The organism is Fictibacillus iocasae (genome assembly GCF_042665465.1).
GTDB lineage: Bacteria > Bacillota > Bacilli > Bacillales > Fictibacillaceae > Fictibacillus > Fictibacillus iocasae.
This window is the reverse complement of record NZ_JBHTCP010000012.1, coordinates 57,476-79,330: the sequence shown is the minus strand read 5'-3', so window position 1 is coordinate 79,330 and position 21,855 is coordinate 57,476. Positions and strand designations below refer to the sequence as shown.

The window sequence follows — 21,855 nt, the reverse complement described above, 5'->3', positions numbered from 1 at the left end:
AGGAGCGTGTCATGATGGCGAAGGTATTTTATGAAAATGAAGTAAATGAAGGTGTTTTGCAAGGCAAAAGAGTGGCTGTGGTCGGGTATGGCTCACAAGGCCATGCTCATGCACAAAACTTAAAGGACAGCGGCTTTGATGTAGTAGTTGGAGTAAGGCCTGGAAAGTCATGGGCACAGGCAGAGGGAGACGGACTTGCTGTCTTCACTGTTACGGAAGCTGTTAAACAATCGGATGTTGTCATGATTCTGCTGCCAGATGAAAGCCAGCCTGTTGTTTATAAAAATGAGATCGAGCCCAATCTTGCGCCTGGCAGTGCCCTCGTCTTTGCACACGGTTTCAATGTTCATTTTCATCAAATTGTGCCTCCTGAAAATGTCGATGTGTTTCTTGTCGCGCCAAAAGGACCGGGGCATCTAGTAAGAAGAACGTATGAGTCAGGTGCCGGCGTTCCCGCACTGTTTGCAGTTTATCAGGATGTAACCGGTACAGCCGATGATTTGGCACTCGCTTACGCGAAAGGAATCGGGTCTGCGCGGGCTGGTGTCTTAGAAACGACATTTAAGGAAGAAACTGAAACCGATTTGTTCGGCGAACAAGCCGTTTTGTGCGGAGGGCTGACGTCTCTCGTTAAAGCCGGCTTCGAAACGCTTACGGAAGCCGGATATCAGCCGGAAGTCGCCTATTTTGAATGCTTGCACGAGCTGAAGCTGATTGTCGACTTGATGTATGAATCAGGACTTGAAGGAATGCGCCATTCGATTTCTGATACAGCACAATGGGGAGATTTTCAGTCTGGAAAACGCGTCGTGACAGAAGAGACAAAGAAGGCGATGCAAGGCATTTTGAGAGATATTCAGTCAGGTGAGTTTGCGAAAAGCTGGATTTTGGAAAACCAGGCTAACAGGCCGGTCTTCAATACCGTAAATGAGATCGAAAAACGCCATCCGATCGAGGCGGTAGGAAAGGAGCTCAGAGCGATGATGCCATTCGTGAAGCCTGCCCGGAAAGAAAAGGAGGCGGTAAGCGGTGCGTAAAATCGATATATTTGACACTACATTAAGAGACGGCGAACAGTCTGCTGGAGTGATGCTTACATCGCAGGAAAAGCTTGAAATCGCCAAACAGCTTGAACGGCTCGGAGTGGATGTGATTGAAGCGGGATTTCCCGCCGCTTCAAAAGGAGATCAGGAAGCAGTGATGCGAATCGCGCAAAGCATACAATCGTCATCTGTTACAGGACTGGCACGAGCATCCAAGCGCGACATTGATGCGGCATGGGAAGCACTGAAATACTCTGCCGAACCACGGATTCACCTCTTTATCGCAACCTCTCCCATTCATATGACCTATAAGCTGAAGAAGACACCAGAGCAGGTGCTCGAGGATGCGGTAAGCTCGGTGCGATATGCAAAGGAACGCTTTCCGGTCGTGCAGTGGTCAGCAGAGGATGCATGCCGTTCAGATCGTGCTTTCTTAGCAAGAATAATGGAGAACGTGATAAACGCAGGAGCATCAGTCATTAACATACCGGATACGGTCGGCTACATCAGCCCGGAAGAATATGGCCGGCTGTTCACCTATTTGCGAGAAAACGTACGCAATATTCATCAAGTCAAGCTGTCTGCACATTGCCACGATGATCTTGGGCTGGCAGTTGCCAACTCACTGGCTGCTGTCGAAAATGGTGCCGATCAGATCGAATGTACGATCAACGGGATCGGGGAGCGGGCTGGTAATGCTTCTCTTGAGGAGGTGGCGGTCGCCCTTAGAATAAGAAGCGATTTTTACCAGGCACAAACGAACCTGGCGCTTCAGGAAATCAGCCGAACGAGCCAGCTCGTCAGCCAATTGACGGGGATGGCTGTTCCGCCCAATAAAGCAGTCGTTGGAAAAAACGCGTTCGCGCATGAATCAGGCATACATCAAGACGGCGTCTTAAAAGAACGGTCAACATATGAAATCATCACGCCCGAACTGGTCGGCCTATCTTCCAATTCGCTCGTCCTCGGAAAGCATTCAGGAAGGCACGCGTTCAGGGAGCATATTAAACGGCTTGGCTTTATCCCTGCAGAAGACAAGATCAATGAACTGTTCTTGCAGTTTAAAAGCCTTGCGGACAAGAAAAAGGAACTGACAGAAGAAGATGTATACGCGCTCTTGCTCGATCATCATATGAGGCCGGCTGTTCCCGTTTACGAGCTGCTCGAGGTTCAAGTGTCGTATGGAACGAACAACATTCCTACTGCGACGGTCAAGCTGGAAACACCTGATGGACGCATTATACAGGAAGCGGGAACAGGCTCTGGCAGTGTGGATGCTATCTATCATACTCTCGATAAGATGATGCCGCTTGCCTTCAGTCTGAAAGATTACCGCTTGCAGTCTGTTGGAGCAGGGCGTGATGCTCTCGCTCAAGTACATGTTTTGCTTGAAAAAGACACACGAGAATACAATGGCAGCGGCACGGCTCAAGATGTGCTGGAAGCTTCGGCAAAAGCATATGTGTATGCCTTTAATAAAGTGTGGATGAGTGAAGCGGAAGAAGAGAAGAAAAGAGCAAGTGTTTAAAAAACGAGGAGGGTGGACATGAAAAAAACGATAGCGTTATTGCCTGGCGACGGTGTAGGACAGGAAGTGATGAGGGGAGCAGTTCATGTACTGCGATCGATTGAAAAAAGGTTCGGTCACGACTTTGATCTAAAAGAATTTCCGATTGGCGGAACAGCAATCGATTTAACAGGGTCGCCCCTCCCGAATGACACATTGAGGGCATGCCAAAACAGCGATGCCGTCCTGCTGGGGGCAGTAGGCGGGCCAAGGTGGGATCATTCAAAAATGAGACCAGAAGACGGGCTGCTTCAACTAAGAAAAGAACTTGGCGTTTATGTGAATCTTCGTCCGGTCCAATCCATGTCAGCGCTCTTAGAACGATCTCCATTAAAGAGTGAGATCGTCAAAGACACGGATCTCTTAATTGTAAGAGAGCTGACGGGCGGCATTTATTTTGGTGAAAAAAAGAGAGATGTCGATCGGGCGGAGGACGCTCTTGTCTATCATAAATTCGAAATAGAAAGGACGGTTCGAAGGGCGTATGAGCAAGCGAGGAAAAGAAAGGGAAAATTGACGAGTGTCGATAAAGCAAATGTGCTTGAATCAAGCAAGCTATGGCGAAGTACAGTCAGTGAACTTGCAACCGAATACAGAGATGTAGTAACGGAACACCTGCTCGTTGACCATGCGGCGATGAAGCTTATATTAAAGCCTGCTCACTTTGATGTGATAGTCACTGAAAATATGTTCGGCGATATTTTAAGTGATGAAGCGTCTGTTTTGCTTGGGACGATCGGGGTTCTCCCGAGTGCGTCACTCCGGGACGATGATTTTGGATTGTATGAGCCGGTACACGGTTCGGCACCTGATATTTCCGGTACAGACAGTGCAAATCCAATAGGGATGATTATGTCCGCAGCAATGATGCTGAAGCTTTCGTTTCACATGCATGAAGAGTATGAGGCGGTAGAGAGAGCTGTCAGGGAAGTGCTGAATGCGGGTTACAGAACAGCCGACATGCGTACGAGCAGGTTCCAGTCTGTTTCGACTAGCCAACTGATCGATCAAGTTGTGTACCGCATTGAGGAAGATGCCGTTTCTGCATCTCTGCTGGAACTTTATGTGTGAGAGGAGGCGGTTAGAGTATGGGGAAAACGATTGTCGAGAAGATATGGGAGCATCACCTTGTCTCTCGAGGAGATAACGGACCGGATCTGCTGTATATTGATTTGCACCTTTTACATGAAGTGACCTCTCCCCAGGCATTTGACGGTTTGAGGGGAAAAAACCGGTATGTAAGGAGGCCTGAACTGTGTTTTGCTGTAATGGATCATAACGTTCCGACCGAAAACCGTCGCGTCATCCATGACCATATAGCAAAAAAACAGCTCGAGGCGCTTGAAAAAAACTGCCTTCAGTTCGGCATCAGGCTCGCTGGCCTCGATTCAGAGGACCAAGGGATTGTTCATGTGACAGGACCTGAGCTGGGACTTACGTGGCCTGGGAAAACAATCGTATGCGGAGATAGTCATACTTCCACTCATGGAGCATTCGGTGCCCTAGCATTTGGCATCGGAACAAGCGAGGTCGAGCACGTGCTGGCAAGCCAAACGCTTTACCAGACTCGGCCTAAAGTGATGAATGTCCATATAAGGGGTAAAAAGTCATTCGGCGTAACAGCAAAAGACATCATTCTGCACTTTATAGCGCGATATGGAACGGATGCAGGAACAGGTTATGTAATGGAGTTTACAGGAGAAGCCATTAGAGAAATGTCGATGGAAGAGCGTATGACCATTTGCAACATGTCAATTGAAGCAGGTGCCAAAGCGGGCTTGATCAGTCCAGATGATAAAACCATTAACTATATTAAAGGCAGAAAATATGCTCCTGCTGACAAAGAATTTGATGGCTTTGTTCAAAAGTGGCGAGCGCTCGCGTCAGATCAAAATGCCACCTATGATAAAACTCTTGAAATCTCTGCTGATGAGGTTGCCCCGATGGTAACATGGGGCACGAATCCAGGTATGGCTGTACCGATCACAGGGTGTGTGCCGACAATTGAAAATTCTATCTCTGCAAATCAAAAATCAGAAATCATGGCTGCTGCAACTTATATGGGCCTCTCACCTGGAGAACGATTGGAGGGCGTTAATGTGCAGCATGTATTTATCGGATCCTGCACGAACGCACGGCTGAGTGACTTGCAAGAAGCAGCGGCAATTGTCAAGGACCGCAAAGTCTTCTCAGGTGTTAGAGCCCTCGTTGTGCCAGGTTCACAGGACGTTAAAAAACAGGCTGAAAAAGAAGGGCTGCACCAAATATTCATCGATGCGGGATTTGAGTGGAGAGAATCTGGATGTTCCATGTGCCTCGGCATGAATCCTGACATTGTTCCAGAAGGAGAGCGCTGTGCTTCAACCTCCAACCGAAATTTTGAAGGCCGTCAAGGTAAAGGGGCGCGCACCCATCTTATGAGCCCAGTTATGGCGGCGGCTGCTGCCATCATGGGAAAACTGACTGACGCCAGAACCATGGCGAGTGAGGAGGAGGCTCTTCATGCAATCAATTGAGGTTATTCAAGAAACCTGCGCTGTTTTAAAGAAAGAGAATGTGGATACTGATCAGATCATTCCGAAACAATTTTTAAAACGGATTGAGAAGACAGGCTTTGGAAAGTTCTTGTTTTATGACTGGCGCTATAAGGCTGACGGATCTTTGAATCCTGATTTTCCTTTGAACAGTGAGCAGGCAAAGGGAGCGGGAATATTGATTGCAGGGGCCAACTTTGGCTGCGGTTCATCAAGGGAGCATGCCCCGTGGGCTCTTAAAGACTTTGGATTCCGAGCGATTATTGCACCAAGCTTCGCAGATATCTTCTATAGTAACTGTTTGAAAAATGGCATTGTCGTGATTAGTTTGAATGAAGAAACGATTGCAGGCTGGATGAAACGATCTGAAAAAGAACGGTTATCATTACGTGTCGACCTTAGCAGCCAGACCGTAAGCGAAGACAGCGGAGAGAGCCATGAATTTGCGTTCGATCCTTTCTGGAAATCGATGATTGTGAACGGCTGGGACGAAATATCGTATACGCTTCAATCTGAAGACTTGATTGCAAATTATGAAAAAGAAAAGGAAGTGGAGAAGTTGGGAATTCAATTGTAACGGGCAGTATGGTGCTAGAATCAGCAGGAATTGTTATGAAAAGCGCTAAACGGACACCCTTGAAACAATCGTCCACACTTAACGCATTATGTGGCGCGAACGTGTATTTGAAGCTTGAAAACCTGCAAAAGACAGGCTCGTTTAAGATTAGAGGTGCTGCCAATAAGGTGCATCGTCTGACCGGAGCTGAAGGTGAGCGCGGAGTGATTGCTGCATCAGCCGGAAACCATGCGCAGGGCGTGGCATACTCGGCTAGCAAAAGAGGAATCTCGGCTGTTATATTTATGCCGCAAACAGCGCCGCAGGCAAAGGTGGAGGCTGTGGCAGCATATGGCGCTCAAGTAGTCCTCACGGGCCAGACTTATCAAGAGGCCTTTCTCGCTGCCTGTGAACATCAAAAAGAGAGCGGCAGATACTTTATTCACGCGTTCGACGACGTGGACGTGATAGCGGGACAAGGGACGGTCGCATTAGAAATGATTCAGCAGCAGCCAGAACTCGATGTGGTCGTTATTCCAGTAGGTGGAGGAGGCTTGATCGCTGGTATGTCGGCATGCATCAAAGCATTGAAGCCAAGCATTAGAGTCATCGGTGTTCAGGCTGCGGGTGCTGCAGCATCATACAACCGCTTTAAACATAAATTTCCATATTCTCTTGTCAATGCAGCATCCATCGCGGATGGCATTGCGGTCAAAGAACCAGGAAGCCTGACATATCCGCACATCGAGAAATTTGTGGATGATATGGTGACTGTCACAGAAGAAGAGATTGCGGCGGCGATCGTGTTTATGGCAGAAAGGGAAAAGATGCTCACGGAGGGGGCAGGAGCAGTCAGTCTTGCCGCCGTCCTGCACAAACCGCACCTGCAAAAACACAAAAAAATCGGCGCAGTCATCAGCGGAGGTAACTTAGATATCGACACTATGCTCGCATGCAGAAGGCTCAATGCAGCATTTAAAAGGAGCAAGAAGATTGTTTAAAGCTGCGATATAGAAGAAACGTGTAACATCATATCAAATTTTCTCAGTATCCGTCCATAACCAGGCACCCTATAACGGTGACTCGTGCGGGCGGTTTTCCTCTTTCTAGTTGCACAGGCATTTCTTGAGTTCAAAAGGGCAACCTGTTACACTGATTCAAACGACACTGCCCATGGAGAAAAATGCATGACAAAAGAAAACGAAAATAAGAAGAAAATTGTCCGTTTTCCTAACTTGAATGCCAGGCTTGTGGAAAAAGGGATGTCATCGCTCAAGGATAAAAAATTCAGAGAAGCGCTGAGCTGTTTTGAGCAGCTGCTTGAGAGTGATCCTGTCCATCCTCAAGGCCATTTAGGTACGGTGCTTAGCCTAGTAGAACTTGGAGAGCTGACTGTGGCAAAAAGCCGGGCGGAAAGCATGCTAAAGCAGGATATCGGCGATTATTTTGATGTTCTTCAGATTTACTTGAGCATCCTGATTCAACTGTCTGAGTATAAGACGGTTGTGAGCACGATCGAAGCAGTATTAGAAGAAAATCAGCTGCCTGCCGACAAGGCTGAGACCATTTATCAGCTGCTTCATTTCAGCCGCAGGGTGATGGAACAGGAAAATTGGTCGCACGCCCCAGAACAGCCAGGAAAAACGGAACAAGTGAACGATTGGCATACATATGAGAACATGCTGTTCAGCGATAAACCTTCTTATCAATGGATGGCAGTCCAGCAGCTTAAACAGCTGCCGCCTGATGAGACATACGGGGTTTTCACCCGTTATTTATCCGATGAAAAAAAGCACCCCGCAGTTAAAAGCTTAATTCTGCAATATTTTAAAGAGCTGGGGCTCAGTGAAACGATCGAGGTACATAAGAACGGCAAGGCGTTTAAGGTGGATATACAAGAGTTATTTCAATGGGACGCCCATCCCTTTCATTTAAAAGTAAAGAATGAAATAAAAAATATACTTGAAAATGAGAATCCTTCCTTGCTCGATTTCGCTGAAGCAGTGTGGCGGGACTATATGCTCTCCTCGTATCCTGCGATACCTGAGGAAGGTACGGAAGAGCTATGGGCTCAGGCGGCTGTCGGTGCTGCTGAAATATTATCTGGACTGAAAGAACTGCCGGATGAAAAGGATGCAAGTTCACTCGATATATGTATACATACCTTGCTTGAAATGGAGCGCATTTTTTTAGAAAACGGTTAAGTCAGTGTAAGTTGTTGAAATACATGTTTCGTATGCTATAATGAAATGGTTGTAATTTATATGGTATATCAAGAAATACCGATGTTGGAGGGAATAAATTAATGAGCGCAAAATGGGAGAAGTTAGAAGGCAACCAAGGAGTCTTAACGATCGAAGTTGAGGCTGCTGAAGTAGATACAGCACTAGACCAGGCATTCAAGAAGGTCGTTCAAAAGGTTAACGTACCAGGTTTCCGTAAAGGGAAAATGCCGCGCAAGCTTTTCGAACAGCGCTTTGGTGTAGAATCACTTTATCAGGATGCATTGGATATCATCCTACCGAAAGCTTACGGACAGGCGATTGAAGAAACAGGCATCGAGCCGGTTGACCGTCCAGAAGTTGACGTTGAAAAAATGGAAAAAGGCAGCACGCTTGTATTCACGGCTAAAGTTACAGTGAAGCCAGAAGTGAAGCTTGGCGAGTACAAAGGACTTGAAGTTCCTGCAGTAGACACGAATGTAACAGACGAAGATGTGGAGAACGAATTGAAGCGTCTTCAAGAGCAGCAGGCTGAACTTGTTGTAAAAGAAGAAGGCACAGTTGAAAACGGCGATACAGCGGTTATCGATTTCGAAGGTTTCGTTGATGACGTAGCTTTCGAAGGTGGAAAAGGCGACAACTATTCTCTTGAAATCGGATCTGGATCATTCATTCCAGGATTTGAAGAGCAGCTTGTAGGCGAAAAAGCTGGAGCTGAAAAGGATGTTAACGTAACATTCCCAGAAGAGTACCATGCGTCTGAGCTTGCAGGCAAAGCAGCAGTATTCAAAGTGAAGATCCATGACATCAAAACAAAGCAGCTTCCTGAGCTTAACGACGATTTCGCAAAAGAAGCTGATCAAGAAGTCGATTCTCTTGACGCTCTTAAAACAAAGCTTCGTACAAAGCTTGAAGAAAGCAAAAAGCATGAAGCAGAACATACAACTCGTGACACAGTAGTCGAAAAAGCAGCAGAAAATGCTGAAATCGATATTCCTGAAGCGATGGTTAACACAGAGCTTGACCGCATGATGCAAGAGTTTGCTCAGCGTCTTCAAATGCAGGGCATGAACCTTGACCTCTACTACCAGTTCTCAGGCACTGACGAAGCTGCACTTCGTGACCAAATGAAGACTGATGCACAAAAACGCGTCCGTACGAATCTTGTTCTTGAAGCAATCGCTGAAGCTGAAAAATTGGAAGCAACAGAAGAAGAAATCAATGCTGAGTTCCAAAAAATGGCTGAGATGTACAATCTTGAAATCGACAAGATTAAAGAAATGCTTGCTATGCAAGGCGGAGAAGAAGCTGTTGCGGCAGATCTTAAAGTCCGTAAAGCGATCGATTTTCTTGTTGAGAACAGCAAAACAGCTGCATAAATTCTATAGAGAACAAGGCGCGATGTAATCGTGCCTTGTTTTCTACCTATATACATATTGCGAATAACAGGTTTTAAAACACCGGTGTTTGTTCATACTTATATAATACACAGCATCTCTTAAGGGTTTTCATTTCCGTTAACAGGGTAAAATGTGTTAAAATCCATACATACAAAAACGGTCTTAATGGACGAGAAAACGTTTCGTTACTTTAACGATTGCCCGAAAAGAGCATGGTTATATTAAGGGCCCATGCAAAGGCGCGCGTTTCATCCATACTAATGTTTTAGGGGTGATCTCATTGTTTAAGTTCAATGACGAAAAAGGACAGCTTAAATGTTCATTTTGTGGAAAAACACAAGATCAAGTAAGGAAACTGGTAGCAGGCCCAGGTGTATATATCTGTGACGAATGTATCGAGCTTTGCACGGAAATCGTAGAAGAAGAGCTTGGCACAGAAGAGGATGTGGAACTGAAAGAGGTTCCAAAGCCGATGGAAATCCGCAAGATTCTTGACGAATATGTTATCGGACAGGAGCAAGCAAAGAAATCGCTTTCTGTTGCCGTCTACAACCATTATAAGCGAATCAACTCTTCTCAGAAATCCGAAGATGTTGAACTCTCTAAGAGTAACATCGCGATGATTGGACCGACAGGAAGCGGTAAAACGTTGCTTGCACAAACACTTGCACGCATCTTGAACGTACCATTCGCTATCGCTGATGCTACATCGCTGACAGAAGCAGGATACGTGGGAGAAGACGTGGAGAACATTCTTCTCAAGCTGATCCAGGCTGCTGATTATGATGTGGAAAAAGCTGAAAAAGGTATTATCTATATTGATGAAATTGATAAGATCGCGCGTAAGTCTGAAAATCCATCGATTACGCGAGATGTATCTGGTGAAGGTGTTCAGCAGGCTCTACTAAAAATCCTTGAAGGCACTGTTGCGAGCGTTCCGCCACAAGGCGGCCGTAAGCACCCGCACCAGGAGTTCATTCAGATCGATACAACAAACATCCTGTTCATCTGCGGCGGTGCATTCGACGGCATTGAGCAGATCATCAAACGCCGCCTAGGCAAAAAGGTGATCGGATTCAGTTCTGAGTCGCGCCAGACAGACTTAAAAGCAGGAGAGTACTTGTCAAAAGTATTACCTGAGGATTTGCTCCGTTTCGGTCTGATTCCAGAGTTCATCGGACGTCTTCCGGTCATCTCAAACCTGCTGCCGCTTGATGAAGAAGCGCTTGTTGAAATTTTAACAAAGCCGAAAAATGCGCTTGTTAAACAATACCAAAAGCTTCTTGACATTGACGGTGTTGAGCTGGAGTTCAACGAAGAAGCACTGCTTGAAATTTCAAAGCAAGCTATCGAACGCAAAACGGGAGCACGCGGACTTCGTTCCATTATTGAAGGCGTCATGCTCGATGTGATGTTTGAGCTTCCATCACGTGAAGATGTAGTCAAATGCATCATCACGAAAGAAACCATCGCCAGCAAAGTGCCGCCTATCCTCGAACTCGAAGATGGCACAGTCGTTGAACAGAAAAAAGAAACACCTAAAGAAAGCGCATAACCTGTGATTTAAAACCGGTCCTATAACAGGGCCGGTTTTTTTCTTCTGCGAAAGCCACGGCGTCAGCGATTTACCTTCAGCTTGTTAAAGAAGTGGCCAGCTTACCAAAAGTTGGTGTCCGATCTGTGACTAGAGGCATTCATATTCAATACACTCCATAGCTTTCAAATACCATGATGAAAGGGCAACAAACCAGTTTGTTTTTCGATGCATGGCATAGCAATTAAGATTTGACCGTTTAGCAAACACCTGAGGGGGAGATACTAGACCCATAAGATGATGCATAACGGGAGGATGTTTATGAACTGGACGACGATTGCGCTCATTATCCAGCTTTTTTTCGGGGTGATTATTGGGCTTTATTTCTGGAATCTATTAAAAAGCCAGCGAACACAAAAAGTCAGTATAGACAAAGAATCAAAAAAAGAGATGGACCAATTACGAAGGCTGCGTTCTATCGCGCTTTCCGAACCTTTGGCTGAAAAGGTCAGGCCAGGAGATTTCTCCGATATTGTTGGACAAGAAGACGGCATCAAAGCGCTCAAGGCGGCTATTTGTGGACCGAATCCTCAGCATGTGATCGTTTACGGACCGCCTGGAGTCGGTAAAACAGCTGCGGCACGGTTAGTGCTTGAAGAAGCGAAGCGAAACAAAAATTCGCCATTTCGCTCAACCGCTGTATTTGTGGAGCTGGATGCTACCACGGCACGCTTTGACGAACGCGGAATCGCAGACCCGCTCATTGGCTCTGTACACGATCCAATTTATCAGGGAGCCGGAGCGATGGGGCAGGCGGGCATACCTCAGCCTAAACAAGGTGCGGTGACGAACGCGCACGGCGGTGTCCTCTTTATCGATGAAATTGGAGAGCTGCATCCGATACAAATGAACAAGCTGTTAAAGGTATTAGAGGACAGAAAGGTATTTTTAGAGAGCGCTTATTATCATGAAGAGAACGTCAATATTCCTCCTCATATTCATGATATTTTTCAGAACGGACTGCCTGCCGACTTCAGGCTGATCGGCGCAACAACAAGAATGCCGGAAGAAATACCGCCTGCCATCCGTTCACGATGCCTGGAAGTGTTTTTCAGCGAGCTAAAGCCCGGTGAAGTGAAGCAGATTGCAAGGCGTGCTTCAGAGAAAATTAAACTGGAGATGGAAGATAACAGCATAGAGTTCATTTCTCAATATGCAAAAAACGGGCGGGAAGCGGTGAATATGGTACAAATCGCTGCGGGTCATGCCATTACGGAGAGCAGGGAACAGATTGAGAAGTCTGACGTAGAATGGGTCGTTCATTCGAGCCGCATGTCACCTCGCCCTGAGCGCAAAATCGGCAGTAAACCTAAAGTGGGACATGTTAACGGTCTTGCCGTCTATGGCCCGGCAAGCGGGGCTCTTCTTGAGATCGAGACAACCGTTTTACCTGCCAAAGAAAAAGGTACCATCACCATTACTGGCATCGCGGAAGAAGAGAGTATAGGCAGCCAGTCCAAATCAATCCGCCGCAAAAGCATGGCGAAAAGTTCTACGGAAAATGTGCTTACCGTCCTCAAGCATATGGGGGTTGATACGGAGAGCTTTGACATTCATGTAAACTTTCCGGGCGGCGGTCCGGTTGACGGTCCATCCGCTGGTATCGCGATGGCTGTGTCTGTATATTCAGCCATCCATAACATTAAGATCTGCCATGAAGTCGCGATGACTGGAGAGCTGAGCATACATGGGAAGGTGAAGCCAGTCGGAGGAGTGCTCGCGAAAGTGCAGGCAGCAAAAGAAGCGGGGGCGAAGCGTGTGATCATCCCTGAGGAAAATTATCAGAAGATCCTTGAATCTGTTGAGGATATCGAAATACTTCCTGTCACGAAATTAAGCCAGGTCTTCCATTACGCATTCGAGGAAGAAGAAACCGATCTATCCATACCAGCCTCGGCTATATTGAAGAACCCTCCTGCTTCCCTTTAATAGGAGGGTTTTACTATGAATTGGGCTTTATCGGCGGTGTGGGAAGCATTTTCTTTGGAAAGAGTAATGGCATTAGACAAAATCGCGCTTTATCGGTAGAATTGTACAAAGGCTCACACTTATAAAAACTTTGCAACTAGTATGTTCGGAGGTGTTATTAATGGGGGAAATTCGCACCCTGCCGCTCCTTCCTTTAAGAGGATTGCTCGTCTATCCGACAATGGTTCTTCACCTTGATGTGGGTCGGGAAAAATCGGTGCAGGCTTTAGAAAAAGTGATGCTTGATGACCAGACAATCTTCCTGGCTACACAGAAGGAAGTTTCGGTTGAAGATCCGGCTCAAGATGAAATATACGAAACAGGTACGCTCTCAAGAGTGAATCAGATGCTGAAGCTGCCAAACGGAACGATCCGTGTGCTTGTGGAAGGAATCAGCCGCGGGAGAATCAGGCAGTTCATGGATAAGGACAGTCATATTGAGGCAGAAGTAGAAATTATTGAAGAAATGGAAGAAGCAGGTGCTGAATCAGAAGCGCTGATGCGTTCTGTTCTTGCGCAGTTTGAACAATACATAAATCTTTCGAAAAAAGTGACGCCTGAAACGCTTGCTTCCGTGCAGGACATTTCAGAGCCAGGCAGGCTGGCTGATGTCATCGCTTCTCATCTGTCTTTAAAAATTAAAGAAAAACAGAAGATTCTCGAAATGACGGATGTAAAAGAACGGCTGAATCACTTGATTTCCATTTTAAACAACGAAAAAGAAGTGCTTGGCCTAGAGAAAAAAATCGGCCAGCGCGTGAAAAAAGCAATGGAAAAGACGCAGAAAGAATATTATTTGCGTGAACAAATGAAAGCCATCCAAAAAGAGCTTGGAGATAAAGAGGGCAAGACTGGCGAAGCACTGACGCTGAAAGAGAAAATTGAAGCGTCAGACATGCCGGAAAACATTCGTGCTATCGCCTTGAAGGAAGTGGACCGGTACGAAAAGATGCCTGGATCTTCTGCTGAAAGTTCAGTGATTCGCAATTACATCGACTGGCTTCTGAACATTCCGTGGAGCAGCGAAACGAAAGACAACCTCGACATCCATAATGCCCAAACCGTTTTGGATGAAGATCATTACGGATTGGAAAAGGTGAAAGAGAGAGTTTTGGAATACCTCGCTGTCCAGCAACTGACCGATTCTCTTAAAGGACCGATCCTCTGTCTTGCCGGACCTCCAGGAGTAGGGAAAACATCGCTGGCGCGGTCGATCGCACGTGCGCTCGGGCGCAGTTTTGTTCGTATTTCGCTTGGCGGCGTGCGTGATGAAGCAGAAATCCGCGGCCATAGAAGAACGTACGTCGGCGCAATGCCTGGCCGTCTTATTCAAGGCATGAAAAAAGCGGGCACCGTTAACCCTGTTTTCTTGCTCGATGAGATTGACAAGATGAGCAGCGATTTCCGCGGAGACCCATCCTCCGCCCTGCTGGAGGTGCTTGATCCCGAGCAGAACAACACGTTCAGTGACCATTATATTGAAGAGCCGTATGACCTTTCTAAGGTTATGTTCATCACGACGGCTAACTCGCTCTCTACCATTCCTGGTCCGTTACTTGACCGTATGGAAGTCATCACGATCGCGGGGTATACGGAAGTGGAGAAGCTTCACATCTCCAAAAACCATCTTCTTCCCAAGCAGTTGAAGGAGCATGGACTTAAAAAGAGCCAGCTGCAGATGAAGGATGAGGCGGTCTTGAAGCTCGTTCGCAATTATACGCGAGAAGCGGGAGTTCGTGGACTTGAGCGGCAGATCGCGGGCATCTGCCGTAAAGCAGCCAAGCAGATTGTCGGCGAGCAAAAGAAAAAAGTGACGGTTTCCGTAAAAACCCTCGAGTCGATGCTCGGAAAGCCGAAGTTCCGTTACGGTCAGGCTGAGCTCGAGGATCAAGTGGGCGCAGCGACAGGCTTAGCTTATACGTCAGCCGGCGGTGATACACTGTCTATTGAAGTGGCGCTGTCCCCAGGAAAAGGTAAGCTGATTTTGACAGGAAAGCTTGGCGATGTGATGAAAGAATCGGCTCAAGCAGCTCTGAGCTATGTCAGGACGAGAGTGGATGCGTTCGGCATTGAGCCTGATTTTTATGAGAAGACCGATATTCATATACACGTTCCGGAAGGCGCAACACCGAAAGACGGACCGTCAGCAGGGATCACGATTGCAACAGCGCTCGTATCGGCGCTCACAAAACGTCCTGTACGCAGAGACGTGGGCATGACCGGAGAGATTACACTTCGCGGGAGAGTTCTTCCGATCGGAGGATTGAAGGAAAAGTCATTAAGTGCACACAGAGCAGGCATTCACACTGTTATCCTTCCGCAAGAAAACGAGCGTGACATTGATGAGATTCCGGATACAGTAAAAGAAGGCCTAAACTTTATCCTTGTGTCACATCTCGATGAAGTCTTAAAGCATGCATTGTCAGGAGATAAATTATGAAAGTAACAAAAGCAGAAATCGTTATATCGGCCGTCAAGCCGGAACAATACCCGGAAGGCGGCCTCCCGGAGATCGGCTTAGCAGGCCGGTCGAATGTCGGGAAATCTTCATTCATCAATAAGATGATCGCACGAAAGAACCTTGCGCGGACCTCTTCGCGCCCAGGTAAGACGCAGACGCTTAACTTTTATATCATTAACGAAGAATTGTATTTCGTTGATGTGCCAGGTTACGGTTTTGCGAAGGTGTCAAAGACTGAGCGTGAAGCTTGGGGGAAAATGATCGAACGCTACATTATGCAGCGTGAGCAGCTGAAGGCCGTTGTCCTTTTAGTAGACATCCGTCATGCTCCATCTGCAGATGATGTTATGATGTATGAATGGCTGAAGCATTATGAGATACCTGTTATTGTTGTTGCCACGAAATGCGACAAGATTCCAAAGGGGAAATGGGAGAAGCATCTGAAGGTTGTCAGAGAAACGCTGAAAAAGCATCCTGATGATCCATTGATCAAGTTCTCGTCTGAGCTTGGAATCGGTAAAGATGAAGCGTGGGGCACGATTATGTCTTACATTAAGAAAAAATAATCAGTCTTCATAAAAACTCAGGATTCATAGAAGTGTTGATCTCCGTTACAGGCGCACGCTTTCCGCGGGGCGGGAGGTGAGCCCTCTCGTCGCAAGCGCCATTGAGAGGTCTCACCTTCCCACTCGTCCCGCAGGATAAGGAAGGCGACGCAGCGAGACATCGCACGAAGAAAATGTGATTTTTATTTTCGAGGAGTCGGCGCCTTAACTCCAATCAACTAAATCAAGGATGTATTCAGGGTGTTTTATAAAACAGTTAACTTTTATACTTCTCACCTTAAAAGTAACATCTTTGAGGGGATTTTCGAAAAAAAATAACCTGAACGGAATTTCCGTTCAGGTTATTTTTTTCTTTTAAAAAGGAAGAATGCTCCGATTGCAGCGACGGCGATCGGCCAGAATCCTTCGATGCCGGAGAATAAATCCTGCGCCGGTGCGTTTTTTGTTTTAATGAACAAAAGCCACACTGATATGGCGGCCATTACGATGCCGGCGATCAGGCCGTCTTTTGTTTTTTTATACTGATAGAAAAAGGCAGCGGCCATGATCAGCAGTATCACACCGATTCCTTGTGGCCATCCTTCCACTTTTCCTGAAGCAAAGAAATGAATACCTAACCCGGTTAGTAGAATGCCGCTGAAGGCGCTGGAGCCGTCTTTTCCTGAAGTACTCTGTACAAGAAAAGCAATTCCGATAATTGCGAGCAGCATCGGCCAAGATAAGTAGGGCATAAGCTCGGCTACCTGCATTTGTGTGCCAAGGAAGAATAATCCTGTTCCGAGTAATACGATGCCTGAAAAAATGGACTGCTGTTTCATGAGTTCCTCCATCCTCAAACTTCAAACTTTGCTAATCTGGTCGAAATTTGGTATTTTATTAAGTGTTGGTTTTCTTATTTAGGGAAACTTATTATGTAGGCCGACAAACGTATCATAACATAAACGTTTATAGACTGTTCACAAATCTAAAGGAGTGCTTAACTCGGCACATGATATACTATAAGAAGAAAAATTCATACATAAAGGAGGTGAACGCATGCATATCATCATGATCGGTTTAAATTATAAAAATGCTCCGGTAGAAATCCGTGAAAAGGTGTCTTTTCAGCCTTCGGATCTGCCCGAAGCGATGAAACAGCTCCGTCAAAAGAAAAGCATGCTCGAGTGTGTGATTGTCTCTACATGCAACAGGACAGAAGTTTACGCAGTGGTGGATCAAGTCCACACTGGCCGCTATTATATCAAAACGTTTCTTGCGGAATGGTTTGGGATACCTCAAGAAGAACTGTCTTCCTATTTGATAATCAAAGAGAGCGATGCTGCCATCGAGCACTTGTTCAGAGTCGCAGCCGGCCTTGATTCAATGGTCCTTGGTGAAACGCAGATTCTCGGTCAGCTGAAAGACAGCTTTCTTTCTGCGCAAGCGGAAGGGACGACGGGAACGATCTTTAACCGCTTGATGAAGCAGGCGGTCACCTTTGCGAAGAAATGCCATTCTGATACTGAAATAGGTGAAAATGCGGTTTCAGTCAGCTATGCCGCCGTCGAACTCGCAAAGAAAATATTTGGCGGGTTGCATGATAAGTGCATCCTGATAATTGGTGCCGGCAAGATGGGTGAGCTAGCAGCGAAACACTTGCATGCTAGCGGGACGAATGAAGTGCATGTGGCGAACAGGACGTTTGAAAAAGCACAAGAGCTGGCCGCTAAGTTTCAAGGGTTTGCACATAGGATGGAAGATCTTCCTCTACTGTTGGCACAATCTGATATTGTGATCACATCAACCGGTGCAACAGATTATGTTGTAACAAAAGCGATGATGCAGCCTGTGGTAAAGAAGCGCAAAGGAAAGCCGCTATTCATGGTTGATATCGCGGTGCCGCGGGATCTTGATCCGGCAATCAACGACCTGGACGGTCTTTTCTTATATGATATTGACGACTTGCAAGGAATTGTTGACGCCAACCTTGAAGAACGCAAAAAAGAAGCAGAAAAAATTGGTCTCATGATTGAAGAAGAGATCGTTGTGTTTCAGAGATGGGTGAACATGCTTGGCGTCGTTCCCCTTATCTCTGCGCTTCGAGAAAAAGCGCTGACGATTCAATCTGAAACGATGGAGAGCATTGAACGCAAGCTGCCTCATCTGACGGACAGAGAACGTAAAGTGTTGAACAAACATACAAAAAGTATCATTAACCAGCTTTTACGAGATCCGGTCACACGTGTGAAAGAGCTCGCAGATGAGCCCGGAGCAGAAGAGAATTTGAAATTATTCGTTAAATTATTCGCGCTTGAGGAGCTTGCTCCAAAGCATAGGCAGGCGGAAAACATCAAGCAAGAGCAGCGGGAAGATTCTCAAGAAACATTAGGCAGTCCGGTTTCTGCTGCAAAAGGGATAACACTCCGTTCATAAATAGACAGCCGGATATGCCCAATAGGTGGGCTGATAGAGAGATGAATTGGATTTATGATTTTACCGTCGTGCTTTACGCACTAAGCATCATTGGATATTTTATTGATTTTCTGCAAAACAACCGGAAGGCGAACCAGTTTGCCTTCTGGTTGCTTTCTATAGTCTGGCTGCTTCAATCGGTCTTTTTTGTGATGAGAATTGTGGAGTATAATCGATTCCCAATTTTAACACCTTCAGAAGGCCTGTTTTTTTATGCCTGGATATTGATTACTTTTTCACTGATCATGAACCGGTTTTTCAGGGTCGATTTTTTTGTCTTTTTCACGAACCTGCTTGGGTTTATGCTGCTTTCCATCCATTTGTTCGCACCGAGTGAACAGGTTAGCGAGGTGCTTTCTCAGCAGCTTGTGTCTGAATTGCTGATCATTCACGTTACGATGGCGTTTGTCTCGTATGGCGCCTTCTCGCTGTCCTTTATCTTCTCGTTAATGTATTTGATCCAGCACAGCATGCTGAAACGGAAGAAATGGAATAAGCGGCTGCAGCGATTCGGCAGTCTGTCGCAGCTGGATCGGCTTCCATATTTGCTTAATATGGTCGGAGTGCCGCTGCTGTTGCTCAGCCTTATACTAGGCGTCATTTGGGCACACCTTAAAGTTCCTGATTTTTCTCTGCTAGATGCAAAGGTCGTTTCCTCGTTTATCGTAATCGCGATCTATAGCACATTCCTTTATCAGAAAACGGCACGCGGCCTGCAGGGTAAAGCACTCGCCCAGTGGAATGCTGCGGCATTTCTTGTTGTTTTGATCAACTATTTTTTATCTTCTGCTTTTACGGAATTTCATTTATGGTACAGATAAATTAATCGGAGGTTTTACGATATGAGGAAAATCATCGTCGGTTCTAGACGCAGCAAGCTCGCTCTCACACAGACAAACTGGTTTATCAATCAGCTGAGGGAACTCGGGCTTCCATATGACTTTGAGGTGAAGGAAATCGTCACGAAAGGCGATGTTATCCTTGATGTCACGTTGTCAAAAGTCGGCGGTAAAGGGTTGTTTGTCAAAGAAATTGAACAAGCTATGCTGGATAAAGAAATCGATATTGCAGTGCATTCCATGAAAGACATGCCGTCTGAATTGCCAGAAGGACTCGAAATCGGCTGCACACCTAAACGGGTAGATCCGAGAGATGCCTTCATCTCCAAAAAATACAACAGCCTGCGCCATCTGCCAGAAGGCGCTGTCGTCGGAACAAGTTCACTGAGACGCGCCGCTCAAATCTTGGCGGTGCGGCCGGACGTTGAGATCAAATCGATCCGCGGAAACATCGATACCCGTTTAGGCAAGCTTGAAGAGGGTGAGTTCGATGCGATCATTCTTGCGGCAGCCGGTCTGGAACGGATGGGCTGGAGCCGTGAGACGGTGACCGAATTTTTAAGCGTTGAAGAATGTTTGCCTGCAGTAGGACAAGGTTCACTTGCGATTGAATGCAGAAGCGATGATACAGATGTGAAAGCGCTTTTGGATAAATTGAATGACAAGGAAACCAGGGAGACTACTTTTGCTGAGCGAACGCTGCTTCACTCGCTTGAAGGAGGCTGCCAAGTGCCTATTGCGGCATATGGCACCAAGACAGATGGAAAGATTGAACTTACGGCGCTTGTGGCTGAGCCTGATGGAAAGACAGTCATTAAAGAAACGATGCAAGGCAATGACGCGTCTGAATTAGGGCTCGCACTCGCTGAAAAGCTGAAGCAGCGCGGTGCGGCAGGTATTTTAGCAGCCGTGAAGCGTGACTTGAACAGCTAGATGGCAGCATCAGACGTGCTGGTACACAAGAAGGTAGGCATCATGAGGGAGGCAGAGAAATGCACACTGCTTTCCTCTCTTATTACGAATAGCGGGGGAACGGCTTTTTTTTACCCGCTGCTCTCGATCAAACCTGCTGGCAATGAAAGTACACGCCAGATGATCAGCAATATAGCTTATTATGACTGGATTGTGTTTACGAGCGCGAACAGCGTAGAGCACTTTTTTCGCTGTTTGGAAAATAGTGCACTCGTCCTGCCATTATCGGTCAAAACTGTTGCCGTCGGTCCAAAAACCGCCGATGCGATGACAGCCTATGGAATAACAGCCGACACAATGCCTGAATCGTATACTGGAAAAGATGTCGCGGAACTGCTGAAAAAAAAAGCGAGAAACAAAAAGATATTGTTTCCAAAAGGCAATCTTGCACCGCAAACCATAAAAAGAGCGCTGAAGGGTATTGCTGAAGTGGATGAAGTGATTGTCTATCACACCATTGAAAAAGAGAACCCTGACCTCAACGGCGCTGATCAGATGGATTCCTACATATTCATGAGTCCGTCTGCCGTATCCGCGTTCAGAAAACACGCGCATTACTTACATGGCAAGCCGGTGTTTTGCATCGGCCCTTCAACTGCACTTCGGGCAAAAGAAGACGGGTTTCAATCGATATTCACAGCCGATGAACATACACAGCAAGGCATTTTTGAAACGCTTTGCGGTTATTACAAGGAGGAACATCAAACATGACGTTTCAAAGAAACAGAAGACTTAGAAAATCAGATTCCATGAGAGCCCTTGTCAGAGAAACGAAACTATCGAAAGATGATTTCATTTATCCTGTGTTTGTTGTGGAAGGCAACGGGGTTAAACACGAGATTCCTTCCATGCCAGGCGTGTACCATCTTTCCATGGACATGCTGAAGCTTGAGATGGAGGAAGTCGTCTCATTAGGATTGCAGTCGGTCATCGTGTTCGGCGTGCCGGATGAGAAGGACGAATGCGGTTCATCAGCTTATGATGATAATGGAATCGTACAGCGCGCGTTACAGCAGATGAAAGAATGGCACCCTCACCTGACACTCATCGCCGACACATGTCTTTGCCAATTTACCGATCACGGCCATTGCGGCGTAATCAAAAACGGTGAAGTGCAAAACGATGAGACGCTGGAGCTTCTTGCCCGGACAGCCGTCTCTCAGGCAAAAGCGGGTGCAGATATTATTGCGCCTTCCAACATGATGGACGGATTTGTTGCGGCGATCCGCCAGGGGCTCGACGAATCAGGGTACGTCGACGTTCCGATTATGTCTTATGCGGTTAAATATGCTTCTTCTTACTACGGACCGTTCCGTGACGCTGCGAACAGCACACCGCAGTTCGGCGACCGCAAAACATATCAGATGGACCCTGCAAACCGCATGGAAGCGCTTCGTGAGGCAGAATCAGATCTTGCTGAGGGCGCGGATTTTCTTATGGTCAAACCGGCTCTATCGTATATGGACATAATCCGTGACTTAAAAGACCGCTATCCGGTACCGATCGTCGCATATAACGTGAGCGGTGAATATTCCATGATCAAAGCGGCCGCACAAAACGGATGGATTGACGAACAGCGTGTTGTCACAGAAACTTTGACAAGCATGAAGCGGGCGGGAGCCGATCTGATCATTACGTATCATGCAAAAGATATGGCAAGATGGCTTGAGCTAAACTAAAGA

At 46.6% G+C, this 21,855-nt stretch carries 18 protein-coding genes; 17 read left to right on the top strand and 1 reads right to left on the bottom strand.

Annotation, left to right across the window (positions count from 1 at the left end; all coding sequences use genetic code 11):
* The first annotated feature begins 14 nt into the window (after positions 1–14).
* The 12 genes from ilvC (at position 15) to yihA (ending at position 15,911) form a co-directional block, all read left to right on the top strand.
* The gene (gene ilvC / locus ACFQPF_RS06300; protein WP_379747847.1) at positions 15–1,037 is read left to right on the top strand and encodes a ketol-acid reductoisomerase; all 1,023 of its coding nucleotides are present in this window, start codon (positions 15–17) and stop codon (positions 1,035–1,037) included.
* Positions 1,030–2,571, top strand: coding sequence for a 2-isopropylmalate synthase (locus ACFQPF_RS06295; RefSeq protein ID WP_379747699.1), 1,542 nt, complete (start codon positions 1,030–1,032; stop codon positions 2,569–2,571). The genes ilvC and ACFQPF_RS06295 overlap by 8 nt, the downstream gene beginning before the upstream one ends.
* Positions 2,572–2,589: 18 nt before the next feature.
* The gene (leuB, locus tag ACFQPF_RS06290; RefSeq protein WP_379747697.1) at positions 2,590–3,681 is read left to right on the top strand and encodes a 3-isopropylmalate dehydrogenase; all 1,092 of its coding nucleotides are present in this window, start codon (positions 2,590–2,592) and stop codon (positions 3,679–3,681) included.
* 17 nt (positions 3,682–3,698) lie between these two features.
* Positions 3,699–5,126, top strand: a complete 1,428-nt coding sequence (gene leuC / locus ACFQPF_RS06285) for a 3-isopropylmalate dehydratase large subunit (RefSeq protein ID WP_379747695.1) — start codon at positions 3,699–3,701, stop codon at positions 5,124–5,126.
* Positions 5,113–5,721, top strand: a complete 609-nt coding sequence (gene leuD, locus ACFQPF_RS06280; RefSeq protein ID WP_379747693.1) for a 3-isopropylmalate dehydratase small subunit — start codon at positions 5,113–5,115, stop codon at positions 5,719–5,721. Before leuC ends, leuD begins: the two co-directional genes overlap by 14 nt.
* A gap of 35 nt (positions 5,722–5,756) precedes the next feature.
* On the top strand, positions 5,757–6,701 hold the full coding sequence (gene ilvA, locus ACFQPF_RS06275; protein WP_379747691.1) for a threonine ammonia-lyase: 945 nt from the start codon (positions 5,757–5,759) through the stop codon (positions 6,699–6,701).
* 186 nt (positions 6,702–6,887) lie between these two features.
* A complete protein-coding gene (locus ACFQPF_RS06270; protein ID WP_379747689.1) occupies positions 6,888–7,904 on the top strand; it encodes a hypothetical protein in 1,017 nt (338 codons plus the stop codon).
* 101 nt (positions 7,905–8,005) lie between these two features.
* A complete protein-coding gene (gene tig, locus ACFQPF_RS06265) occupies positions 8,006–9,301 on the top strand; it encodes a trigger factor (protein ID WP_379747687.1) in 1,296 nt (431 codons plus the stop codon).
* A 301-nt stretch (positions 9,302–9,602) separates the two neighbouring features.
* Positions 9,603–10,877: an ATP-dependent protease ATP-binding subunit ClpX gene (gene clpX, locus ACFQPF_RS06260; RefSeq protein WP_379747685.1), complete on the top strand. Its 1,275-nt coding sequence runs from the start codon at positions 9,603–9,605 to the stop codon at positions 10,875–10,877.
* Between the two features lie 300 nt (positions 10,878–11,177).
* Positions 11,178–12,845 carry an ATP-dependent protease LonB gene (gene lonB / locus ACFQPF_RS06255; protein WP_379747683.1) on the top strand — a complete coding sequence of 556 codons (1,668 nt, stop codon included), beginning with the start codon at positions 11,178–11,180 and terminating at the stop codon, positions 12,843–12,845.
* Between the two features lie 160 nt (positions 12,846–13,005).
* Positions 13,006–15,324, top strand: a complete 2,319-nt coding sequence (gene lon, locus ACFQPF_RS06250) for an endopeptidase La (protein ID WP_379747681.1) — start codon at positions 13,006–13,008, stop codon at positions 15,322–15,324.
* Positions 15,321–15,911: a ribosome biogenesis GTP-binding protein YihA/YsxC gene (yihA, locus tag ACFQPF_RS06245; RefSeq protein ID WP_379747679.1), complete on the top strand. Its 591-nt coding sequence runs from the start codon at positions 15,321–15,323 to the stop codon at positions 15,909–15,911. Before lon ends, yihA begins: the two co-directional genes overlap by 4 nt.
* Positions 15,912–16,252: 341 nt before the next feature.
* Here the strand turns inward: yihA and ACFQPF_RS06240 are convergent, their stop codons facing one another.
* Positions 16,253–16,729, bottom strand: coding sequence for a LiaI-LiaF-like domain-containing protein (locus ACFQPF_RS06240; RefSeq protein ID WP_379747677.1), 477 nt, complete (start codon positions 16,727–16,729; stop codon positions 16,253–16,255).
* A 217-nt stretch (positions 16,730–16,946) separates the two neighbouring features.
* Between ACFQPF_RS06240 and hemA the strand changes: the two genes are divergently transcribed.
* From hemA to hemB, 5 genes are read left to right on the top strand one after another with little or no spacing between them, the layout of a single operon-like run.
* On the top strand, positions 16,947–18,323 hold the full coding sequence (gene hemA, locus ACFQPF_RS06235; protein WP_379747675.1) for a glutamyl-tRNA reductase: 1,377 nt from the start codon (positions 16,947–16,949) through the stop codon (positions 18,321–18,323).
* Between the two features lie 41 nt (positions 18,324–18,364).
* On the top strand, positions 18,365–19,183 hold the full coding sequence (locus ACFQPF_RS06230; RefSeq protein WP_379747673.1) for a cytochrome c biogenesis protein: 819 nt from the start codon (positions 18,365–18,367) through the stop codon (positions 19,181–19,183).
* A 21-nt stretch (positions 19,184–19,204) separates the two neighbouring features.
* On the top strand, positions 19,205–20,134 hold the full coding sequence (hemC, locus tag ACFQPF_RS06225; RefSeq protein WP_379747671.1) for a hydroxymethylbilane synthase: 930 nt from the start codon (positions 19,205–19,207) through the stop codon (positions 20,132–20,134).
* A gap of 42 nt (positions 20,135–20,176) precedes the next feature.
* Positions 20,177–20,884, top strand: a complete 708-nt coding sequence (locus ACFQPF_RS06220; RefSeq protein WP_379747669.1) for a uroporphyrinogen-III synthase — start codon at positions 20,177–20,179, stop codon at positions 20,882–20,884.
* A complete protein-coding gene (hemB, locus tag ACFQPF_RS06215; RefSeq protein WP_379747667.1) occupies positions 20,881–21,852 on the top strand; it encodes a porphobilinogen synthase in 972 nt (323 codons plus the stop codon). The genes ACFQPF_RS06220 and hemB overlap by 4 nt, the downstream gene beginning before the upstream one ends.
* Positions 21,853–21,855 lie beyond the last annotated feature (3 nt).

Bases quoted from the DNA above. Each gene is read 5' to 3' on its own strand.
- ilvC (WP_379747847.1), top strand. From the start codon at position 15: ATGGCGAAGGTATTTTATGAAAATGAAGTAAATGAAGGTGTTTTGCAA.
- leuB (WP_379747697.1), top strand. From the start codon at position 2,590: ATGAAAAAAACGATAGCGTTATTGCCTGGCGACGGTGTAGGACAGGAA.
- leuC (WP_379747695.1), top strand. From the start codon at position 3,699: ATGGGGAAAACGATTGTCGAGAAGATATGGGAGCATCACCTTGTCTCT.
- leuD (WP_379747693.1), top strand. From the start codon at position 5,113: ATGCAATCAATTGAGGTTATTCAAGAAACCTGCGCTGTTTTAAAGAAA.
- ilvA (WP_379747691.1), top strand. From the start codon at position 5,757: ATGAAAAGCGCTAAACGGACACCCTTGAAACAATCGTCCACACTTAAC.
- ACFQPF_RS06270 (WP_379747689.1), top strand. From the start codon at position 6,888: ATGACAAAAGAAAACGAAAATAAGAAGAAAATTGTCCGTTTTCCTAAC.
- tig (WP_379747687.1), top strand. From the start codon at position 8,006: ATGAGCGCAAAATGGGAGAAGTTAGAAGGCAACCAAGGAGTCTTAACG.
- lonB (WP_379747683.1), top strand. From the start codon at position 11,178: ATGAACTGGACGACGATTGCGCTCATTATCCAGCTTTTTTTCGGGGTG.
- lon (WP_379747681.1), top strand. From the start codon at position 13,006: ATGGGGGAAATTCGCACCCTGCCGCTCCTTCCTTTAAGAGGATTGCTC.
- yihA (WP_379747679.1), top strand. From the start codon at position 15,321: ATGAAAGTAACAAAAGCAGAAATCGTTATATCGGCCGTCAAGCCGGAA.
- ACFQPF_RS06240 (WP_379747677.1), bottom strand. From the start codon at position 16,729: ATGAAACAGCAGTCCATTTTTTCAGGCATCGTATTACTCGGAACAGGA.
- hemA (WP_379747675.1), top strand. From the start codon at position 16,947: ATGCATATCATCATGATCGGTTTAAATTATAAAAATGCTCCGGTAGAA.
- ACFQPF_RS06230 (WP_379747673.1), top strand. From the start codon at position 18,365: ATGAATTGGATTTATGATTTTACCGTCGTGCTTTACGCACTAAGCATC.
- hemC (WP_379747671.1), top strand. From the start codon at position 19,205: ATGAGGAAAATCATCGTCGGTTCTAGACGCAGCAAGCTCGCTCTCACA.
- ACFQPF_RS06220 (WP_379747669.1), top strand. From the start codon at position 20,177: ATGAGGGAGGCAGAGAAATGCACACTGCTTTCCTCTCTTATTACGAAT.
- hemB (WP_379747667.1), top strand. From the start codon at position 20,881: ATGACGTTTCAAAGAAACAGAAGACTTAGAAAATCAGATTCCATGAGA.